General features: G+C 62.9%; 18 protein-coding genes. 8 read left to right on the forward strand and 10 right to left on the reverse strand.

The window, feature by feature from the left end; genetic code table 11:
• Position 1 precedes the first annotated feature (1 nt).
• The 3 genes from xerC to bshB1 form a co-directional block, all read right to left on the reverse strand.
• Positions 2–928: a tyrosine recombinase XerC gene (gene xerC / locus VHD36_18075; protein HVU89239.1), complete on the reverse strand. Its 927-nt coding sequence runs from the start codon at positions 926–928 to the stop codon at positions 2–4.
• A gap of 48 nt (positions 929–976) precedes the next feature.
• Positions 977–1,234 carry a hypothetical protein gene (locus tag VHD36_18080; GenBank protein ID HVU89240.1) on the reverse strand — a complete coding sequence of 86 codons (258 nt, stop codon included), beginning with the start codon at positions 1,232–1,234 and terminating at the stop codon, positions 977–979.
• A 328-nt stretch (positions 1,235–1,562) separates the two neighbouring features.
• On the reverse strand, positions 1,563–2,252 hold the full coding sequence (gene bshB1, locus VHD36_18085; protein ID HVU89241.1) for a bacillithiol biosynthesis deacetylase BshB1: 690 nt from the start codon (positions 2,250–2,252) through the stop codon (positions 1,563–1,565).
• A 328-nt stretch (positions 2,253–2,580) separates the two neighbouring features.
• On the opposite strand from bshB1, the gene VHD36_18090 reads away from it, so the two are divergent.
• Together VHD36_18090 and VHD36_18095 are read left to right on the forward strand one after the other, a co-directional pair.
• On the forward strand, positions 2,581–3,627 hold the full coding sequence (locus VHD36_18090; protein ID HVU89242.1) for a hypothetical protein: 1,047 nt from the start codon (positions 2,581–2,583) through the stop codon (positions 3,625–3,627).
• A gap of 280 nt (positions 3,628–3,907) precedes the next feature.
• On the forward strand, positions 3,908–5,047 hold the full coding sequence (locus tag VHD36_18095; protein ID HVU89243.1) for a DUF6268 family outer membrane beta-barrel protein: 1,140 nt from the start codon (positions 3,908–3,910) through the stop codon (positions 5,045–5,047).
• Between the two features lie 85 nt (positions 5,048–5,132).
• Here VHD36_18095 and VHD36_18100 read toward each other — a convergent pair whose 3' ends face one another.
• The gene (locus VHD36_18100) at positions 5,133–5,336 is read right to left on the reverse strand and encodes a hypothetical protein (protein HVU89244.1); all 204 of its coding nucleotides are present in this window, start codon (positions 5,334–5,336) and stop codon (positions 5,133–5,135) included.
• Positions 5,337–5,529: 193 nt separating this feature from the next.
• On the opposite strand from VHD36_18100, the gene VHD36_18105 reads away from it, so the two are divergent.
• Together VHD36_18105 and VHD36_18110 are read left to right on the forward strand one after the other, a co-directional pair.
• Complete coding sequence (locus VHD36_18105; protein HVU89245.1) at positions 5,530–6,168, forward strand: linear amide C-N hydrolase; 639 nt, start codon at positions 5,530–5,532, stop codon at positions 6,166–6,168.
• Entirely contained in the window at positions 6,159–6,437 is a 279-nt protein-coding gene (locus VHD36_18110; protein HVU89246.1) for a hypothetical protein, read from the forward strand. Before VHD36_18105 ends, VHD36_18110 begins: the two co-directional genes overlap by 10 nt.
• On the opposite strand, the gene VHD36_18115 is transcribed toward VHD36_18110, so the two are convergent.
• From VHD36_18115 to cbiE, 5 genes are read right to left on the reverse strand one after another with little or no spacing between them, the layout of a single operon-like run.
• Positions 6,427–6,681, reverse strand: a complete 255-nt coding sequence (locus tag VHD36_18115) for a hypothetical protein (protein HVU89247.1) — start codon at positions 6,679–6,681, stop codon at positions 6,427–6,429. The two genes, VHD36_18110 and VHD36_18115, sit on opposite strands and share 11 nt — an antisense overlap.
• A gap of 56 nt (positions 6,682–6,737) precedes the next feature.
• Positions 6,738–7,550 (reverse strand): formylmethanofuran dehydrogenase subunit C, encoded by an 813-nt coding sequence (locus VHD36_18120; GenBank protein HVU89248.1) that lies wholly within the window; start codon positions 7,548–7,550, stop codon positions 6,738–6,740.
• 9 nt (positions 7,551–7,559) lie between these two features.
• Entirely contained in the window at positions 7,560–8,180 is a 621-nt protein-coding gene (locus tag VHD36_18125; GenBank protein HVU89249.1) for an HAD family phosphatase, read from the reverse strand.
• Positions 8,180–8,953 carry a PIG-L family deacetylase gene (locus VHD36_18130; protein HVU89250.1) on the reverse strand — a complete coding sequence of 258 codons (774 nt, stop codon included), beginning with the start codon at positions 8,951–8,953 and terminating at the stop codon, positions 8,180–8,182. Before VHD36_18130 ends, VHD36_18125 begins: the two co-directional genes overlap by 1 nt.
• A gap of 31 nt (positions 8,954–8,984) precedes the next feature.
• Positions 8,985–10,235, reverse strand: a complete 1,251-nt coding sequence (gene cbiE, locus VHD36_18135; protein ID HVU89251.1) for a precorrin-6y C5,15-methyltransferase (decarboxylating) subunit CbiE — start codon at positions 10,233–10,235, stop codon at positions 8,985–8,987.
• Between the two features lie 293 nt (positions 10,236–10,528).
• Between cbiE and VHD36_18140 the strand changes: the two genes are divergently transcribed.
• From VHD36_18140 to corA, 3 genes are all read left to right on the forward strand, one after another.
• Positions 10,529–11,728, forward strand: coding sequence for a formylglycine-generating enzyme family protein (locus tag VHD36_18140; protein HVU89252.1), 1,200 nt, complete (start codon positions 10,529–10,531; stop codon positions 11,726–11,728).
• A 245-nt stretch (positions 11,729–11,973) separates the two neighbouring features.
• Positions 11,974–15,477, forward strand: coding sequence for a mechanosensitive ion channel domain-containing protein (locus VHD36_18145; GenBank protein ID HVU89253.1), 3,504 nt, complete (start codon positions 11,974–11,976; stop codon positions 15,475–15,477).
• A gap of 7 nt (positions 15,478–15,484) precedes the next feature.
• A complete protein-coding gene (gene corA / locus VHD36_18150; GenBank protein ID HVU89254.1) occupies positions 15,485–16,729 on the forward strand; it encodes a magnesium/cobalt transporter CorA in 1,245 nt (414 codons plus the stop codon).
• 29 nt (positions 16,730–16,758) lie between these two features.
• Here the strand turns inward: corA and VHD36_18155 are convergent, their stop codons facing one another.
• On the reverse strand, positions 16,759–17,394 hold the full coding sequence (locus VHD36_18155) for an HNH endonuclease (protein ID HVU89255.1): 636 nt from the start codon (positions 17,392–17,394) through the stop codon (positions 16,759–16,761).
• Positions 17,395–17,872: 478 nt separating this feature from the next.
• Here VHD36_18155 and VHD36_18160 point away from each other — a divergent pair, with 478 nt between their 5' ends.
• Positions 17,873–18,181 (forward strand): hypothetical protein, encoded by a 309-nt coding sequence (locus tag VHD36_18160; GenBank protein ID HVU89256.1) that lies wholly within the window; start codon positions 17,873–17,875, stop codon positions 18,179–18,181.
• Positions 18,182–18,391: the final 210 nt, after the last annotated feature.

The following is an 18,391-nucleotide window of genomic DNA, read 5'->3' on the forward strand; positions in this document are numbered from 1 at the left end:
TCTACTTCGCCCGGGGATGTGCTTTTTCGTAAGCGGCGCGCAGGGCGGCGGTACTGACGTGCGTGTAGATCTGCGTGGTCACCAGGCTTTTGTGGCCGAGCAGCTCCTGCACGCTGCGGATATCGGCGCCGCGGTCGACCAGGTGCGTGGCGAAGCTATGCCGCAGCGTGTGGGGTGTCGTGCGGCCGTCGAGTCCCGTAACTTTCAGATACTTTTCCAGCAAGCGGCCAACGCTGCGCGTGGTGAGTCGCTTGCCGAAACGGTTGACGAAGACCGGGGCCAGCAGCGTGTCGGCCACGCGTCCGGCGACGCGACGTACTTTGAGCCACTTGCGCAGGGCCTCTTGCGCGTAAGAGCCTAAAGGCGATAGGCGTTCCTTGCGTCCTTTGCCGCGCACGCGCAGGATACCGGCCGGCAGGTCCATGTCTCCGTCGTTCAAGCCCACCAGTTCGCTGACGCGCAGGCCGGCCGAATACAGTGTTTCCAGAATGGCCCGATCGCGCAGGCCCAGTGGATCGTGCGTTGGCGGCGCGGAGAGCAGCCGGTCCAACTCGCCGCTCGACAAGAAGTGGGGTAGCGCGCGGCCGCGGCGCGGATTGCGCAGCGGTTTGGCCGGATTGGTCTTGGTCCATCCTTCGCGCTGGCCGAAGCGGAAGAAGCTGCGCAGCGACGCCAAACGGCGTGCAATCGTTGTCTTCGCGTAACCGGCCGTGTGCATGGCCGAGGCATAGCCGCGCAGATCGAGCGTGGTCAGGTCGGCCGGCTCGGGGCAGCGGCCGCGGTGCCGCTCACTGAGGAACTCCATCAAGGCTTCGAGGTCTTCTCGATAGCTCTTGATCGTGAGCGCCGAGGCGTTGCGCTCGACGCGCAGATATTGCAGAAAACGATCGACGGCCGCGGCGAGAGAGTTCTCAGAGACGGTTGCCACGCGCGATAGCTCGCTTGGTCAGGCCCGGCGTTCGGGGCGCTCAAATACCTACGAGGTGGTCTCTTCGCCGTCCGTCGGCGCCGGCATGCTGAAACGGGGCCGGGTGGCGGGAGCTTGCGCCTGCTGGCTTTCTTGCCGGATCTTCTGGCTGAGCACAGCGGCGTCGTACCAGGAGAAGCTCAGTTCGGGGTTCGAGGCGTACCGGCCCAATACCCGCAACGTCGCCGCACGGCTCGCGTCGTTATATAGAAACACGTACCGCTCGGCCCCTTTAACGAGGGCGAGAACGTTGATGTCCTGGGCCACGGCGAACTTCCTCCTTCCGCCACGAGTCGGAAATGGCCGGCCTGGACAATTGGGGTACAGGTGGCCGCGCAGACGCACGATGCCTCTTTGCTGCTATATCGGTCGTTGACTGGTGTTGCGCCAACGCGCCACGCCATCGGGTGGCACGGCTGACGGTATCGACACAATCGGCATCCCTTCTCCAGCTTTAGGCGGCCGATTTCCCAGCATCGCGGGATAGTTACCGGGCGGGGTGCGGCAGAGGTGCGCCGCGGCGAGTTCGGCGCAGCGGCTAGCGTTCAAGAAGAGCACACCGCGATCGAGTCAGCCGCCAACGACAGCAGCGCGACTACAGCAGGTCGCGCAAACTGGCCAGACCCACCGGTTCGCGACTGGCGAAAGGTTCGCCGTATTCGACGCCGATCGACCAGCCCCAGAAGGCGGCATAATCCCGCCAGCGATCGATAAGATTCGGGCTTTGCTGCTCGCGCCCCTTGATGAACTGGCTGTGGTAGCATTCGATCGCGGCACGCTTGCGCGGCCAGTAGGGGCTAATGTCAATGACGAACGCCGGCGGCGCGACGACGCGCAGGTGCACGCAGTGGTAGTAGAGAATGCGCGACGGATGGAACGGTTCGCCGGGCAGATCGCTCTTGGTGAGCTTCGACCAGAATCGTGCCGCCTCGATTAACTCCGTGGCCGCGACGTGATCGGGATGGGCATCGACCCAATAAGGGGCGAAGATCGTGCGCGGTCGCACGCGGCGAAAGACGCCCGCCAGTTGGGCCCGGGCATCGAGCGTGTGTTCCAGCTTGCGGTTGACGAGCCCGAGGTTTTCACGCCAACTGATTTTCATGACGTCCGAGGCGGCGGCCGTTTCGCGGGCGCGAATCTCGGGGGTGCCAAACGGCGTGGGTTCGCCGCTGGTCAGGTCGAGGATGCCGACCTTCAATCCCTCGTCGAGGGCGCGCATGATCGTGCCGGCCATCCCTAATTCGGCATCGTCCGGATGAGGCGCGACGACCAGGATATCGAGCACGGCGGCATCTCCAAGTTGGCAGCGGAAGGACGCGGGGGCAGCTACGCACGCGGGAAGCTGGCACTATTGTTAGCGTGCCGCGTGGGGACGTAAACCTGGGGCGACCTGAGAGCCTGCCGGGAGTCGTCAGGTTGGGTGGCGCTGCCAGCACGCCAGAGCATGCGACACTTCGCCGGGAGGGGGCTCGAGCAGTGCCGGAGGTCGATCTTGACCCGCGCCGTCGGGCTTGGTATTCAACCCGGCTCTCTTCTCACATTTTCACGTCTTCGACTCGAAAATTGCGCGCGAGGAAGCCCCTCTGAGACACGCGTACGTGGTGCGCGGCCTGGTGGCCGCCCTAGTGCTGTTCGCTGCGACTGTGACCCGCGGTCAACGGGTGCAGTTTCCCTCGGCGGTGCCCGAGGGAAGCCCTTACACCGCGCCGGCCCCGGTCGCGCCGCCGTCTTATGCGCCTCCGCCGCCGAGCGTGGGCGCTCCGGCATTTGATCCGTACGCGACGACCACGCAGCCGGTATTGGCTGATCCGGCGGCTGCTGGCGCGCCCGGCCAGCCGACCACCTTTATCGGCAATGCGACGCGATTCTTTCAACAAGTTGACTTCGATAGCACCTACATTTTTGGAAATAATACGGGCAACAACCTGGGCATCACCGACGTCGAGGCCAGCGCTACCTTCGCCATTCCCATCTTCAAGAACCCTTTCCTGGTGACGCCGGGCTTTGCCGCGCACTTCTGGAACGGGCCGAATACGAATGGCTTCGGCGTCACGCCCGGTCCGGAAATGCCGCCGGAGACGTACGACGCTTATCTCGATACGACGTGGAAGCCGCAAATCACGCCGCGGCTCAGTGCCGACCTGGCCGTGCGCGTCGGCGTTTACTCCGACTTCAACTTCGTGACCTTTCAGAGCCTGCGCACGCCGTTTCGCGCTTTGGGGCTGTACGCGCTCAATCCGCAACTGACGTTCGTGGCGGGCGTGGTGTATCTCGATCGTCTCTCGGTGCGCATTCTGCCGGCGGGCGGTGTGATCTGGGTGCCCGACCCCGATTCGCGCTTCGAGCTGCTATTCCCACGCCCCAAGCTTTCCCATCGGATCATGACGGTTCGAAACTCGAATCTGTGGGGCTATGTGGAAGGCGAGTACGGTGGCAACACGTGGACGATCCGCCGCAACGAGCCCGGCTTCAACGGAGACCTGGTCGACTACAACGATCTCCGGTTGAGTCTCGGCATTGAATCGATTGGGTTCAACGCGCGGCGCATGAATTTCGAGGTGGGCTACGTCTTCAACCGGCGCTTGATGTATCAGAGCGGTATCACGCCGACCACTTATCCGCACGGCACGGCCATGATACGCGGCGGGTTCACGTTCTAGCGACGCTGGCGCGCCGCGAATGCACGCCGCGATGAAAAGAGCTTCATGAGATTCCGTACCAAGATTAGCGAGTCATCGGCGAAGATCGTTCCAGGCGAAGGCACGGGCACTGCTACCACGCACGGCGCGCGATAAGCAGGCCAGCGTCAAAACAGGCGGACCAGGCGATGGCGGGAACGTGGCTGCAACCTTTTCGTGCTTGCCGACCGTATGGGCCGATAAGCACTCAGTACAACCCCATCGCGCCGTTTCGGCACCTTTACCGACGATGCCAGGCACCATGCACAGGGCAGATCGCTTGCGGCCGTGGCTATCCTGCTGCGCAGGCCTGGTCATTGGTCTGGCGCTTGCGGCCGGGCTTGCGCGCGCGCAAGCATTGCTGCCACCGCTCGGTTCGGGAGACGACGTTTTAGAACGCATCAAGCGCTTGCCTCCCGCCGAAGAGCAAGCACCGCTCTCGCGCCTGCCCCCCGTCATCGATCCCAACACCGCTCCGACACGGCAGCCGGAAAGCGTGGCGCTGTTGCCGCCGTCGGCGGACAACTCGAGCTTTTTCAGCGATCCGCGCGACCCAGGCCGGCAGTACGACCCGCTCGAAGAAGAGGTCGCCAAGGAAGAGGCGCCCGCCCTGCCGCCGGGTTTCAAGAACGGCGTCCTGCAGTTCACGACCTTCCGCAAGACGTTTCTGCTCGAAGGCCCGCGCGACACGGGGCTGGGGATTCAAAGTTTCCTGCTGCAGACCACGTTTGCGCTGCCGTTTTTCACGCGCGACAAACCGATCTTCATTACGCCCTATTTTCAAGCGCACATTCTGCAAGGTCCGGTTCCGGTCGACTTGCCACCGCAGCTTTACGACGTGTCGCTCGAGTTCCGCATCTTGCGCCAGCCCACTCCGCAGTGGGGAATCGATCTGGCGTTCGCGCCGACGATCCTCAGCGACTTTCAGAACATGTCGCACCAGGCCTATCGTTGGGTGGGGCGGGCCGCGGCGCTGTACACCTACTCGCCGACCTTGCAAATCGCCGGAGGCGCGATGGCCACCGGTCGTACGGACGTGCCGGTTTTGCCGATCGGCGGCCTGATCTGGACCCCCAGTCCCGACTGGCGGCACGAGATCATTTTCCCGAAGCCCAAGCTCGCCCGCCGCTTTGTCGTGCGCGAAACGGCCAGTTGGTGGGGTTATACGGCCGGGGAATTCGGCGGCAACAGCTACGCCATCGAACGCGCCTGGGGCGCTGACGACATTGCCACTTACCGTGACCTGCGCTTTATCCTGGGACTGGAGCGCAAGGACATCTCGGGCATGTATCACCGCTTCGAAATCGGCTACGTGTTCGACCGGCTGGTTTCTTACCAGAGCGGTACGCCCTCGTTCGCGCCAACACCGACCGTGATGCTGCGTGGAGAGGCGGTCTTCTAAAAGCCCGAGCGACCGCTGTCGTAATTGGCATGCTTAGAGCGCCCTTTGCGACAACGCATGTCACGCAAGATCCACGGGCAGCCCGTTACGGTGATAGGACCTTGATGGCCGGACTGCTGACCCGGCGTACCATGATCGCCCGCAGGTCGCGTTCGAGGCGGTCAAAGTCCTCGTTGGCGAATGGGCCGGTCCGCTCCTCGGCCAGGGCGTGCAACTCGACGACCGCCGTGCGGCCAGCCCAACGGGCCGGCGGAAAGAGTGTCCATCGAGCAGGATCGGCCAGCAGCATACCGCACGCAACTTTGATTCCGGGGTCGCCACGGCGACCGCAGTGAACGTTTCGAGGTTGTGACGAACAAGCCCAGTCACGGTTCCAACAAGCACGGGCGAACCAAGAATACCGCCGCGCTTGTGGCTCGCTAAAGTTTCCTTCGGCAAGGCGACCCGCCAACAGTGAATGTCAGTGGCGCGGAATTCGTGATTTGCCACGACGCGAGTCCGAGTGCGCGGGGCTACTCGTCGGCGCGGTTGTCCAGAAGGACTTCGGCTGCGTGTCCCCTTGCCATTACGTGTTGCACGATGCCGCAGGCAACTGTGCCGTGATCGAGTACGTGGACGGCAAGCGGAGCATCCACGACAACCCGCTCGGCGTGTTCACCAACGCGCCAACCTTCGACTGGCACATCACCAATCTGCGCAATTACGCGAACCTTTCCGTCACGAACGTCCCGCCGGTCGAGCTTGTGGGCGTCCGCCTGAGCGGCTTTGGCCAGGGGAACGGGCTGTTTGGTCTGCCGGGAGACTTTACGCCGCCGTCACGGTTTGTCCGTGCCGTGGCGTTCTCGCAGTCGTCGGTGGCCACGAAGACCGCGGTCGACGCAATCTTGCAAGCCTTTCACATCTTGAATCAGTTCGACATTCCCAAGGGAATAGATTGGGGACGTGGCGGGGCTGGCACGATAAAGATTCAGACCGCGAACGCCTCGCCGGCCCCGCGTAAATTCTCGCCCAACTCGATTCGTTGCCAAGCGTTCATTGCCAACAGATCGATCGTGGCACGTCCTATCGCGGTCTTGCCGATAACTCTGGTTTCTTGCCAGCGGAAGTGTTCGTGCCAATGATCGCGCCGTGGATTGTAAAGCGGCACAAGGTTTCCGTTTTCCGGGTCGAGGGCTGCTATGTTCGGCCCTTTATGGAAGTTGCAGTGACTGCCCGCGAGCGCCAGATTCTCGCGCTCGGACGAGCCACCGTGCTGTCGGGCGACAATATGCTCGGCATGGAAAAGCACCAGCCGAGAGGCCGCCTGTGGCAGGCGACAGTACTCACAGACGTCACCCGCCCGGGCGCGAACTTCGGAACGAAGCTTCCGATCCATCGACTTATTGGTTGAGCTTTTGCGTGCGTGCCTTGGCTTGCAAGGCCGCGATAACATCGATCGCTTGAACGTAGCCGGCGTATTCGGCCCGCTCTTCGTTGCTGAGCGCTCCCTCGGACGCGCGATCAGCCAGATAATCGATACGCTCCTGAGTGGCTTCGTCCGCGCGCAGGTCAGCAATCTTTGCGGCCACGTCCGCTGGCAACAAGTTCACAAGCGGTTGGAGCAGGCGGTCGAGATGAATGGAAACCGTACTCATTTGGTATACATCCTGCAATAAATCATAACACGCCCCGAATTGCCCGCCAAATCAGCTCAGAATCGCACGAGAATCTCGCCGCGCCCGCCTGTGAGCATATCGCCGTGGAAGATCTCATAGCTTGCGCGGCGCCACTCGTCCGGCGCGGGAAAGTCCAGCGCGGCGAGCTTGCCCAGATAGATGCTCAAGAAGAGCGGCTGACAGCGGCCGCCCGATCGAAATGTCGGTAACAATGCCGGTCGATCGTTGAAGATGACCAGCGTGCCGCGTCGCATTCCGGCGGCCGGGCGCAAGCCGCAAGTGCCTGACACGAACAGGCTGCCCGCGATCATATTGATGCCGGCAAAGTCGCCCACATTGCCGCCGACGGCGATCAGGCCGCGACGCATGGTGTGCGCCGTCTGATCGCCGGCGCTACGGTGAATCAGCAAAATGCCGCCGGTCATGCCGGCTTCGCTGCCAGGGTAGGCGGCACCGGCATGATGCCCTGCATTTCCGCGAATGCGGATAAGGCCATCGTGCATTTCCGCGCCGGCCCAATCGTCCGCGTCACCGTCGACCGTGATTTCGCCGCCCGTCATCCGGCTGCCCAGGTGGCGTCCCGTATTTCCGGTAACGTGGATCGCGCCCGATTGCATCCGCGCGCCGACATGGTGTACGCCCGCCATGTCGCCAACGAACTCGATTTGCTCGTCGGAGGCGTCGCCGCGCACGTTGAAGAGCTCGGCCAGCGGCAACTGCTCATTGCCGTGCAGCACGGAGAGCCGTTCGATTTGCGCAAGCGTCACATCGCGCACCACGTCGGGCACGATGCCGGCAACCTCGATCGGAATCGGCGACGGCGCACGCAATGTCAGCTTGAGAGGCATCGCGGTGGCTCAATAGTTGAAGCGCACGCCGCGCTTGCGCAGATCGGCCACGAGCGTGGGTGTGTCGGTGTATTGAACGGCGTCAAAGCCGCACGCCCGCGCTCCGGCAACGTGCCCGGCCGTATCGTCCATGAAGAAGATTTCCTCCGGTCGGACGTGCGCGGCTTCGGCGGCCGCGGCATAGATCTTTGGATCGGGCTTCATCGCGCCCACGCGAAAACTGAGCGTCACGACGTCGAACACGTCGGGAATCATGGCGTAGCGGCCGTCGGTGAAGTAATCCCAGTGCATTTCGCAAGTGTTCGAGAGCAGGCCGACTCGATGGCCACATTCTTTCAAGTGCGACAACACGGGCTTCATCGAGCCGTTCATGCGAAAGATGGCGCCGGCGGCGTGGGCGAGGGCCTTATAGTCGGGACGCCGGTCGGTGCGGCGGCAGAACTCTTCGTAGAATTGCTGACTTGTGACCTGGCCCGCTTCGTATTGCCATTGCAGGCCGCTGTCGAAGACGGCCTCGCGGACTTGCCCTTCGGTGAGTCCGGCCGCGGCCGCCATTTGCCGCGCCGACAGCGCATGGTCGAAGAACAAGAGGACGTTGCCCAAATCGAAATAGATGAACTTGGGCGCCATTACCGCACGTCCGGCTTGCGGGGCTCGTCCCCGGGCTTCATGCCGAAAAGGAAATGCATCAGGTCGCGCGTGCCGAGGGTGCGCGGGCTGGCCAGCAATTCGCCGGCGAAGTAACCGGCCGCCTGTCCCTGCTGCAGTGCAAAGGCGCGCACGCGATCGAGCACGTGCGCCTTGGCCGGCGGGAATTGCGTTTCGTAGCAGCGGATGGCCTCGATCTTGGTGTCGAGCGTGTCGGTAATGTCGACCACCAGGTGCCCACCGGCCGGCGGCAATCCCAGCGCGCCGAATGCCAGCGTGTAATAAAGCTGGGCCGAAATCGTGTGTACCGGCAGGCCAGCGAAGTAATCGTCCCACTTAGTCAGTCGCGCATAGAAAACGGCGGCGTCCGTGATTTGCATCGCCTGCCAATGATCGGGTGATGCAAGCGGCGTCTTCTCTCCAAAACCCAGCACGAGCTTTGGGCGATACTTGCGAAATTCCAGACCGAGCGCGACGCGCGCCTCGAACGAGTCGAACAACCGGCGGTTGGGTAGGTCCAACTGGATGCGCTTGGTTACACCCAGCACTTTCGCGGCGCGCTCAGCTTCCGCCAACCGTGCCTCGGGACCGGGCGACAACGGAGTCGGCTCGCCATCAGTCAGGTCAATAATGCCGACGCGGTAGCCTTGCTTGGCAAGCCGCGCGAGCGTGCCGCCGCAGGCGATCTCGACATCGTCAGGATGGGCGCCAACGGCAATCACGTCGAGTTGTGGATAGTCCTCTGGCTTCGTCATGCGTGGCCCGCAATGGGTCTCTAAGGGCGAGTTAGGACGAAGGTTTAACGATCGCCAACAGGAACGTCGGATTCAAGGCATCGAACCGTACGCGTTCGAGTTGATACGTACCTCGAGCGATATTGACCATCCATACGCGCACCTCGCCGGCGCGGCGATGCAGCGTGGCGTGAATATCGGCCAGGTTTTCGATGCTGCCGGTGTTGGCGACCAGCCGGCCGCCGGGACGCAGGCGCTCGTAGGCCAGGTCGAGGATGCGGCTGATTTCTCGCCCGCTACCACCGACGAAGATCGCGTCGGGGTCCGGCAGATCGATCCACGCCTCGGGCGCCCGGCCGAGCACGGCCACCAGATTGCGCAGTCCGAAGCGCGCCGCGTTATCGAGAATCAGCGTGTGGTCCTCTTGATCCATTTCAATGGCGTAGGTCTTGCCGCCCGAGGCGATTTGCGCCGCTTCGATGGCCACCGAGCCGCTGCCGGCGCCGATGTCCCATACGGTGCTCATCGTGCGCAGGTCCATTTGCGCCAGTGCAATCGAGCGCACTTCGCTGCTGGTGAGCAGCCCTTGCTTGGGCTTCGATTGCAAAAAGGCTTCATCCGGATTCCCGAACAACCGCAGGCCGATCTCGTCCGAGGGACGATCGGGCATGTCGGGCTTGCGCACCAGGATCATCACGTTCAACGGCGCGAAATCCTGCGCGGCCAACTCCTTCAAGCTGCCGCGCGTGACGCGCTCGTCGGGCGAGCCCAGGTTCTCGCACACGTAGCCCCAGAAATAATCGATGCGCCGATCCAGAAGCGCTTGCGCGACTTTCGAGGGCGGGCAATCCTCGCTCGTAAACAGCCCCACCCGCTCGGCGACGCGTATCTGCTCGATCACCTGCTCCAGCGGGCGATTGGCCAGGTTGCTGAGGTAGGCTTCTTCCCAGCTCTCCTTCACCCGGGCGAAGGCCAGTTGCATGCTGCTGACGTGCGGCACGACCACGAAACGATCTTTGCCCAGCTTTTCGCACAAGTAGCGCGCCAAGCCATAAAAGAGCGGATCGCCGGAGACGAGCACCACCACGCGGCGCGTTGCGGACGCGGCGATGCGTTCGACGATGGCGTCGAGATTGCCGCCGGCCACCAGCCGCTCGGCCTTGCCCGACGGCACCAGCCGCAGGGTATGGTCCGCGCCCACCAGCAAGTCGGCCTGTTCGATCAAGGTCCGCGCGGCGCTTGTGACCCCTTCCAGGCCATCGTCGCCGATGCCGACAATGTGAACTTTGTCCTTAGGGGGCATGTCCGATCGCGGTGTGCTGGGTTGGGGAAGTGCGAACGAAGAGGTCGCTGGCCTATCTTCTGTAGCCGGCCTCTGCGAGGCCGGGATCACATAAGTTGCCTGCCCGGGGTCACAGACCCCGGCTACAGGAAGTTTTTCTGCGTGTCGCCCGAGATTTTATGCCGACCGGGGAAGTTTGTACAACGGCTCCGCCGCACGCATTGGACGCACCGCCAGGGCCGGGTTACAAGTAAGGAGTCGCTCGCCGCGCTGGCACGGCGGACTGCGCAACACCTTGATCGGCGACAATACTCGTGACCACCAAGCAAAAGCAGAACCGCGGCGCAGGTCGGCCCGCGCCCGGCGGTCGTTCAGCGCCGCAACAAACAGAAGCGCGACCGGCAAAACGCCCGATCGTCGCAGGTCTCATCCTAGCGATGCTCGTGGGCGCCGCGGTGTACGCCGCAACGATGTACAACGCGCCGGCACCCTCAGCGGATCAAGCGGCGAAGGCCGCGGACGAAGCACGGGCCCGGCCGCACGTGAACGAGACACCTCCGCCGGGCGAGACGCCTCCCGGCATGGCGTGGATTCCCGGCGGCGTGTTCTGGATGGGGACCGAAGATCCGACGTCGATGGTGTGCGGCGGCCCCGATGCGATGCCGGATGCGCGGCCCGTGCACTTGGTGGCGGTCGATGGCTTCTGGATGGACCGCACCGAGGTCACCAATGAAGAGTTCGCCGCATTCGTCGAGGCAACCGGATACCAGACCATCGCCGAACGCACGCCGCGGGCCGAGGACTATCCCAGCGCTCCGCCGGAAAACCTGGTGGCCGGCTCGGTCGTCTTTACGCCGCCCGATCATCCGGTGCCGCTCGACAATCACTTTCGCTGGTGGAGTTACGTCCCCGGCGCCAACTGGCGGCACCCGGAAGGCCCCTCGAGCGACCTGGTCGGTCGTGCCAAGGAGCCGGTGGTCCACGTTTCCTTCGTCGATGCGATGGCCTACGCCGAGTGGGCGGGCAAGCGGTTGCCGACGGAAGCGGAGTGGGAATTCGCCGCGCGCGGCGGCTTGGATCGGCAGCCCTACGTCTGGGGCGATGAGCTGAAGCCCGAAGGCCATTACGTGGCCAATATCTGGGAAGGGCATTTTCCGAACGAGAACTCGGCCGAGGACGGCTTCGTGCGCGCATCACCCGTCGGTTCGTTCCCGGCCAACGGCTTTGGACTTGTCGATATGGCGGGCAATGTCTGGGAATGGTGCAGCGACTGGTACCGGCCGAACTATTACGCGATCGTCGCGCCCGCGGCTGACGGCGCCGTCCATAATCCGAAAGGCCCCGTCGACAGCTTCGATCCGAGCGAGCCCGGGGTGGCTAAGCGCGTGCAGCGCGGCGGGTCGTTTCTGTGTACCGATCAATATTGCACGCGCTATATGCCGGGTTCGCGCGGCAAGGGGGCTGTCGACACCGGCGACAACCATCTCGGTTTCCGCTGTGTGCGGTCGAAATGACGAGCTTGTGTGTTCCGGGTGCCAGCATCGCTAAGTGTGCTCTGGCGTCGCACTTGTCTCGATACACGGCGGCGAACGATTAACAGCGTCGACAGGCAGTTCGGGTTTGCGCGCCTGGCGATTGCTATTACAATCCCGCCGCTTTTCATCGTCGGTTGCCGTCGGGGGGACGGCGCCGTGGGATCCGATTTCACTGCCACGCCTGCTAGCACGCTCGTCGTGCTGCGCGCCCAAGAGGTCTGGTTTTGTTCAACGCCGGATGCCGCGAACAACTCGACGCGACTCATCGCACGGCCGGTTCGAGCCGCGGGACCGCACGCCGCTGTCGTACTGCGGGCCTTTGGCTGCTCGCGGCGCTCTTGTTCAGCGCGGTCGAGGTTCGTGCGGAAGAGGCGGGCCCGACCGACCAAGGCACCGGGCTTACCGCGGCCAGCGTCCAAGACAGGTTGAAGCGCGTCGAGGACTCGCCCGATCTCGACAAGGATCAGAAGGCGAAGATCGTCGATCTCTACAAGGGCACGCTGGAACAGCTCACGAATGCCCGTGATTGGGAAGCGAAGGTCGCCGAGTACCAATCGCGGCGGCAAACCGATCCCGAGGAGCTGAAGCAACTCAAGGCGGAACTTAACGCACCGCCGAGCGACCCTCTGGCGCTGATCCCCGATGATGCCACGCTACCACAGCTGGAGCAGCGGTTGGTCGACGCCGAAACCGAACTCAAATCACTGCAGGCGAAGCGCGCCGAGTACGAAAACGAACCCAAGCGGCGGCGTACCGAGCTGCCGGGCTTGTTGAGTGCCGCCCAGGAGCGGCTGAAGGAAGTCGAGCGCGATCTGGCGGCGCTGCCGCCGGCCACGGACGCCTTGGATATTGCCGAGGCGCGGCGAGAATTTCTCACCGCTATGCACCGGGCCGTGCAAGCCGAGCTGGCCGCGTACGAAAATGAGCGCGCCTGGTATGAAGCCAGCACGGAATTGATCTCGGCGCGCCAGGAAGTGGCCGTGCAGCACGTTCACCAGGCCGAAGCCATTGCCAAGCGTTGCCGGACGTTGCTGAACGAACGGCGCAAGCTGGAAGCGATGAAGGAAGCCGAAGAAGCCCGCCGCGCGGCCGTGGCCGCCATGCCCGAGTTAAAGGCGCTGGCTGATAAGAATGCCGAGCTGACGCAAGAACAGAACGGTCCGGATGGCTTTCCGGCCAAGATCGCGGCGCTGGCCAAGGAAGTCGACGACGTGAAGAAAGAACTGGTCGAGCTGCAGACCAAGTTCAAACGGGTGCAAGAGCGGATCGACGCGGCCGGCGTGACTGATGCCGTGGGGATGATCTTGCAGAAGCAGCAGGCCGAGCTGCCCGACCTCCGTGCCCATCGCCAGCGCCTGGCCTATTGGCGCGACGAAGCATCGCGCGTGCATGCCAAGCTGATCGAACTGGACGATCAGTATGACGACCTCGACGATCTCGACGGTCAGGTCAGCAAGGTCATGGCCACCCTCGATCCGGGCCTGGCCGTTTACCAGCGCTACGAAATCGAAGCTGCCTTGCGCGAGTTGCTCAAAGCACGGCGCGGCTACCTGAAATCACAATACGAAACCGGCGACGCGTATCTCCGCGCGCTGGAGGTAGACGTCAATATCACCGAGAAGAATCTGGTCGAGGAAATCGAGCGCTACAAGAAATTCATCAGTGAGCGCATCCTGTGGGTGCGCAGCTCGCCGGTGCTCAGCGTCGCGGACGCGCGCCGATCGCTGGACGGCCTGATCAAGATTGGTGACGGCAAGCAGTTCGTGCAGGCCTTGCGCGACCTGATGCAAGACGCTCGTCATAACCCGACCATTTATGTGCTGGCGGCCGTCGCAATCGTGCCGTTGGCCGTCGCTCAGCGTTACCTGCGGCGGAAGGTACACGCGGTGGACATGATAACGACGCAAGCCTACGCGGCGGATATCCGCCCCACGGTTCAGGTCGCTTTGCTGACCGGCTTGATCGCGATGTTTTGGCCTCTGGTGATGTGCTTCGTCAGTTGGCGGATGACCGCTCCGGACGCCGCGTCACTGCATGCCCAGAACATCGCGTACGGGTTGCGTGCAACGGCGATGCTGCTTTTGACGATGGAGCTCTTTCGGCAGATTTGCCGCCGCAAGGGATTGGCCGAGGCACACTTCGGCTGGCCCGCCGAGACCGTGGCCCTGGTTGGCCGGCACTTGCGCTGGGCAACGCTGCTGGGGCTGCCGATTACCTTTCTGGTGACTGTATCGGAATCGCCCGAATTCGAAGTGCATCGCTCGCCGCTAGGACGGCTGGCGTTCATCGCGGGCTTGATGCTGCTGGCCGCATTCGCCCACTGCGTGCTGCACCCCAGCCGTGGGTTGTTGAGCTCTCTGGCGGACCGCCGGGACATTAGTTGGTTCTGGCGCAAGCCGCGCGCCTGGTACATGGCGGCCATTGCCGGGCCAGTGGCGCTGGCGATTGTTGCCGCCGCCGGATATTTCTACACGGCGTTGCAGCTCGCCTCGCGCTTGCACGCCACGCTGTGGCTGCTGTTGGGCCTCTTGATTGCCCAGGCGTTCGCCTTGCGGTGCTTGCTGGTGGCGCGGCGAAAGCTGGCGATCAAGCAAGCCCGCGAGAGGCGCGCCGCGGCTTTGGCGCAATCGCAGCATCACGCCCAGCATCACACGCACGCCGGTCCGACCGACACTATCGCGGCGGAACGGACCCTGGACCTGGTGTCGATCGACGTGCAGACGCGACGGCTGCTGCGCAGCTTCGTCAACGTGGCCTTGGTGGTAGGTTGCTGGTTGATCTGGATCGACGTCCTGCCGGCATTGGGTATTCTCGACCGTTGCCACGTCTGGAGCTATTACTCGCATAAGCAGGCGGTCAATGGTGAAGAGCTGGTCAACCAGCCGACGATCGCTTACATCACGCTGGCCGATTTATTGCTGAGCGGTCTTGTCCTGCTACTGACGATCGGGGCCGAACGGAACCTGCCCGGCCTGCTCGAGATCGTTCTCTTGCAGCGGCTGCCGATGGATCCCGGCGGGCGGTACGCGCTGGCGACCGTGTCTCGCTACGTGATTACACTCGTCGGGCTGGCCGTGGCCTTCTGGATGATCGGTATCGGATGGTCGAACGTGCAATGGCTGGTGGCGGCAATGACGGTGGGCTTGGGTTTTGGTCTGCAAGAGATTTTCGCCAACTTCGTGTCGGGGTTGATCATTCTCTTCGAGCGCCCGATGCGCGTCGGAGATACGGTCACGATCGGCGGCATCAGCGGCACCGTGACGCGGATTCGCATCCGCGCCACCACGATCACCGATGGCGACCGCAAGGAATTGATCGTGCCCAACAAGGAATTCATCACCGGCCAGTTGATCAATTGGACGCTCTCGGACACGATCCTGCGGATGGTGATTCGCGTCGGTGTGGCGTTCGGAGCCGATATTTCCCAAGCGAGAAAGCTGCTGCTCAAGGCGGCCCAGGAAGATCCCCGCGTATTGCGCGAACCGCCCGTTACGGCGGTGCTCGACAAGTTCGGCGACAGTACGCTCGATTTCGAGCTACGCTTGTTCGTCGCGGGACTGGAAGAGTTCGCGGAAATCCGCCATGATTTGAATGCCCGCATCGATCAATTGTTCCGTGATGCGGGCATCGAAATGGCGTTTCCGCAGCGGGATATCCACGTGCGGACGATTGAGCCGGCCCTGGGCGTGCTGCCGCAAACGACGGCGCCGCTGAAGCGTGCCAGCTAAGGCACTCATGAGCAAATCGAGCCAACGCCGGCAACGCAGGTTGCGCTTCTCGCGCCGCTCGAAGCCCGGCGATTTGCCAGGGCTGGTCCAGCCCGATCCCGAGGCGCCGCCGCCGGTCGTACACGTCATCGCCTATGGTCCGGACGAGATTGTCGAGAAGCGCGTCACCGATTGCCAGCAAGTCGCCGAGCTGGTGAACAAGTCGCCCGTGACTTGGGTCAACGTCGAGGGGCTCGGCGACGCCAAGACGATCAGCGCCATCGGCGAGCTCTTTCACCTGCACGCGCTGGCGCTGGAGGATGTGGTCAACACCCACCAGCGCCCCAAGGCCGAGCAATACCAGGGCTTCCTGTTCATCGTCGCGCGCATGGCCGAGTTGAACGACCGGCTCGAAACCGAGCAGGTGAGCCTGTTCTTGGGCTCGAACTTCGTCGTTACCTTTCTGGAAGACCCCGGCGACGCGTTCGACTCGGTGCGGCAACACTTGCGCAACGCGCAAGGGCGCGTGCGATCCTCCAACGCCGGGTACCTGGCTTATTGTCTGCTCGACGCCGTGGTCGATGGCTATTTCCCGGTGGTCGAATCCTACGGCGAGCGGCTCGACGAATTGGAAGACGAGGTGGTCAGTTCGCCCACCCGGGCCACGATTGCCTGGGCGCACCAGGTGAAGCGTGACCTGCGGTCGCTAAGGCGCGCGATCTGGCCCCTGCGCGAGGCGATCAATGCCCTGGCCCGCGATCCGCACGAGCTGATCGACGCCGAGACCCGCGTCTATCTGCGCGATTGCTACGATCACACGGTGCAGATCATCGATATCGTCGAGACCTATCGCGAGCTGGATGCCGACCTGACGGATCTGTACCTGTCGAGCCTCAGCAACCGGCTGAACGAAGTGATGAAGGTGCTGACGATCATCGCCACGATCTTCATGCCGCTGTCGTTCATCGCCAGTGTCTATGGGATGAACTTCAATACCCAGATCTCGCCCTGGAACATGCCGGAGCTGAACTGGTATTACGGCTACCCGTTCGTGTGGGCCGTGATGATCGCCGCGGCGGCGGGCATGTACGGTTTCTTCCGCTGGATGCGCTGGACCGGACCGCACAGCGTGGAGCGGCAACAGCACGAGGCCCGGTTGAAGATCCCCGACGATCCCGCGAACGAAGTCAAACCGCCCGCGGCACCAGGCAGCGTGCCGGCGGCAAAACAGAGCTCCTCGGCGACGTCCACGGTGCCACGAAAAACGAGCTAAGGCGGCCCTCGTCGTTCAGAGCAATTCGGTCACGGCTTCAGATCGACCGACCAGTAGGCGTTGTCCAGGAAGCTTTTCCAGCTTTCGTATTTCGGGTTGCCGAGCTTGATGCTCAACAGCGGACTGCGCTTCGGCTTGACGGGTTGCCGGACCAGGTGCATGTGCGCCTCCTGAGGCGTGCGGCCCCCCTTTTTCACGTTGCACTTCACGCAACTGCAGACGATGTTTTCCCAGGTCGTTTCGCCGCCACGGCTGCGCGGCGTGACGTGATCGAGGCTCAGTTCGCTCATGGGGAACTTGCGGCCGCAGTATTGGCAGCGGTTTCCGTCCCGCGCGAAAATGTTACGCCGATTGAAGCGGATGGCCTGCTTCGGCAGACGGTCGTAAGTCAACAGGCGGATGACGCGGGGAACCTGGATCTCGAAATTGACGGAGCGAATCCAGTCGTCGTGCGGTTCCTTGAAGGCGGACCGCAGTTCGCTGACCTCGCGCCAGCTTTCAAAGTCGTAGTTGGCGTACTGGCCCTGCTCGACGTGAATGACTTCGGCCAGTTCGCGGAACAGGAGCCCGAAGGCCCGTCGCACGCTCACGACGTGAACGGCCATGTACAGCCGATTCAGCACGAGCACGCTGGAACTCAAGGGGCTCAGCGCAGCATTCGACATAGGGTGCCTCGCAATAGTGCTGACTGGTCGCGAGATCGCCGGTTACAACTCCCTGTTCGGCCCGGACTTCGATCGGCGACCGAGATCCTTGCATTGCCAACCCAGATGGGGCATGCACGGCATTCTATTCGCCCCCCACACGACCGGCTAGTCAATTTGCCAGCATGGCGGTCGTGAGGTCGCGCAGCTCATCGAGGGCAACGTCATTTGCACCCCCCGGACGCTCTCCGGCTGGTCCATCCGGGAACGCCAGGTAGCGCACCGAGGCGGCACATTTCTCGGTCCTTGTCAAGGCAGGAACAGCCCGCACAGACACGAAAAAACAAGGGTCAAAAAAGCCTCAATACGACTTGCTCGCCAGCGCGAATTGTCATTAGGATGAACTTTGTCGTTGCGCAAACGGTTTGAAGATTTCGGGCCGGTCCGCAGAGTCATTCTTGTTCTGGTGAATACTGCCCTGGCACGGGGAGCCCTCGCGATGATTCATTACTCGTGCGATCTCTGCAAACGTCCTCTCGATCCCGAAGAGGAGTTGCGCTTCGTGGTCAAAATCGACATCCATGCGGCCTTCAATCCGCTCGATCTCGACGGGCCCGAGGCCGACGTCGACCACCTCGACGACTTGGACGAGATCATCGAACAACTGGACGACCTCTCCAGCGATGCGATCGGTGACGATGTCCAGCAGCAGTTGCGTTTTGACCTCTGCCCGGAATGCCGCAAGAAGTTTCTGGCGAATCCGCTGGGGCGGAAGAAGCTCGAGAAATTCAACTTCAGCCAGAACTAGCTAGCGAATTCGCCACCGAACCACGTGCGTGTTCGGCGGTGCTATTGGCGCTGAACCACTTGCGTGTTCGGCGGTATTATTGGCGCCGAACCACTTGCGTGTTCGGCGGTGCAATCGGCTGCCGAACCGCGTGCGTGTAGACGGCTGGTTCTCGGCTGCTCGTCCGACGCTTCGACGTTTCCTGACCGTGGACGGCGCTACCGGTGTATG

The organism is Pirellulales bacterium (assembly GCA_035546535.1).
Lineage (GTDB): Bacteria > Planctomycetota > Planctomycetia > Pirellulales > JACPPG01 > JACPPG01.

What these genes read in the sequence shown, in the direction of transcription:
- VHD36_18100 (HVU89244.1), bottom strand. Translation starts at nt 5,336, where the DNA reads ATGCTGCTGGCCGATCCTGCTCGATGGACACTCTTTCCGCCGGCCCGT.
- VHD36_18120 (HVU89248.1), bottom strand. Translation starts at nt 7,550, where the DNA reads ATGCCTCTCAAGCTGACATTGCGTGCGCCGTCGCCGATTCCGATCGAG.
- VHD36_18130 (HVU89250.1), bottom strand. Translation starts at nt 8,953, where the DNA reads ATGACGAAGCCAGAGGACTATCCACAACTCGACGTGATTGCCGTTGGC.
- corA (HVU89254.1), top strand. Translation starts at nt 15,485, where the DNA reads ATGAGCAAATCGAGCCAACGCCGGCAACGCAGGTTGCGCTTCTCGCGC.
- VHD36_18160 (HVU89256.1), top strand. Translation starts at nt 17,873, where the DNA reads ATGATTCATTACTCGTGCGATCTCTGCAAACGTCCTCTCGATCCCGAA.
- VHD36_18115 (HVU89247.1), bottom strand. Translation starts at nt 6,681, where the DNA reads ATGAGTACGGTTTCCATTCATCTCGACCGCCTGCTCCAACCGCTTGTG.
- VHD36_18155 (HVU89255.1), bottom strand. Translation starts at nt 17,394, where the DNA reads ATGTCGAATGCTGCGCTGAGCCCCTTGAGTTCCAGCGTGCTCGTGCTG.
- VHD36_18095 (HVU89243.1), top strand. Translation starts at nt 3,908, where the DNA reads ATGCACAGGGCAGATCGCTTGCGGCCGTGGCTATCCTGCTGCGCAGGC.
- cbiE (HVU89251.1), bottom strand. Translation starts at nt 10,235, where the DNA reads ATGCCCCCTAAGGACAAAGTTCACATTGTCGGCATCGGCGACGATGGC.
- VHD36_18125 (HVU89249.1), bottom strand. Translation starts at nt 8,180, where the DNA reads ATGGCGCCCAAGTTCATCTATTTCGATTTGGGCAACGTCCTCTTGTTC.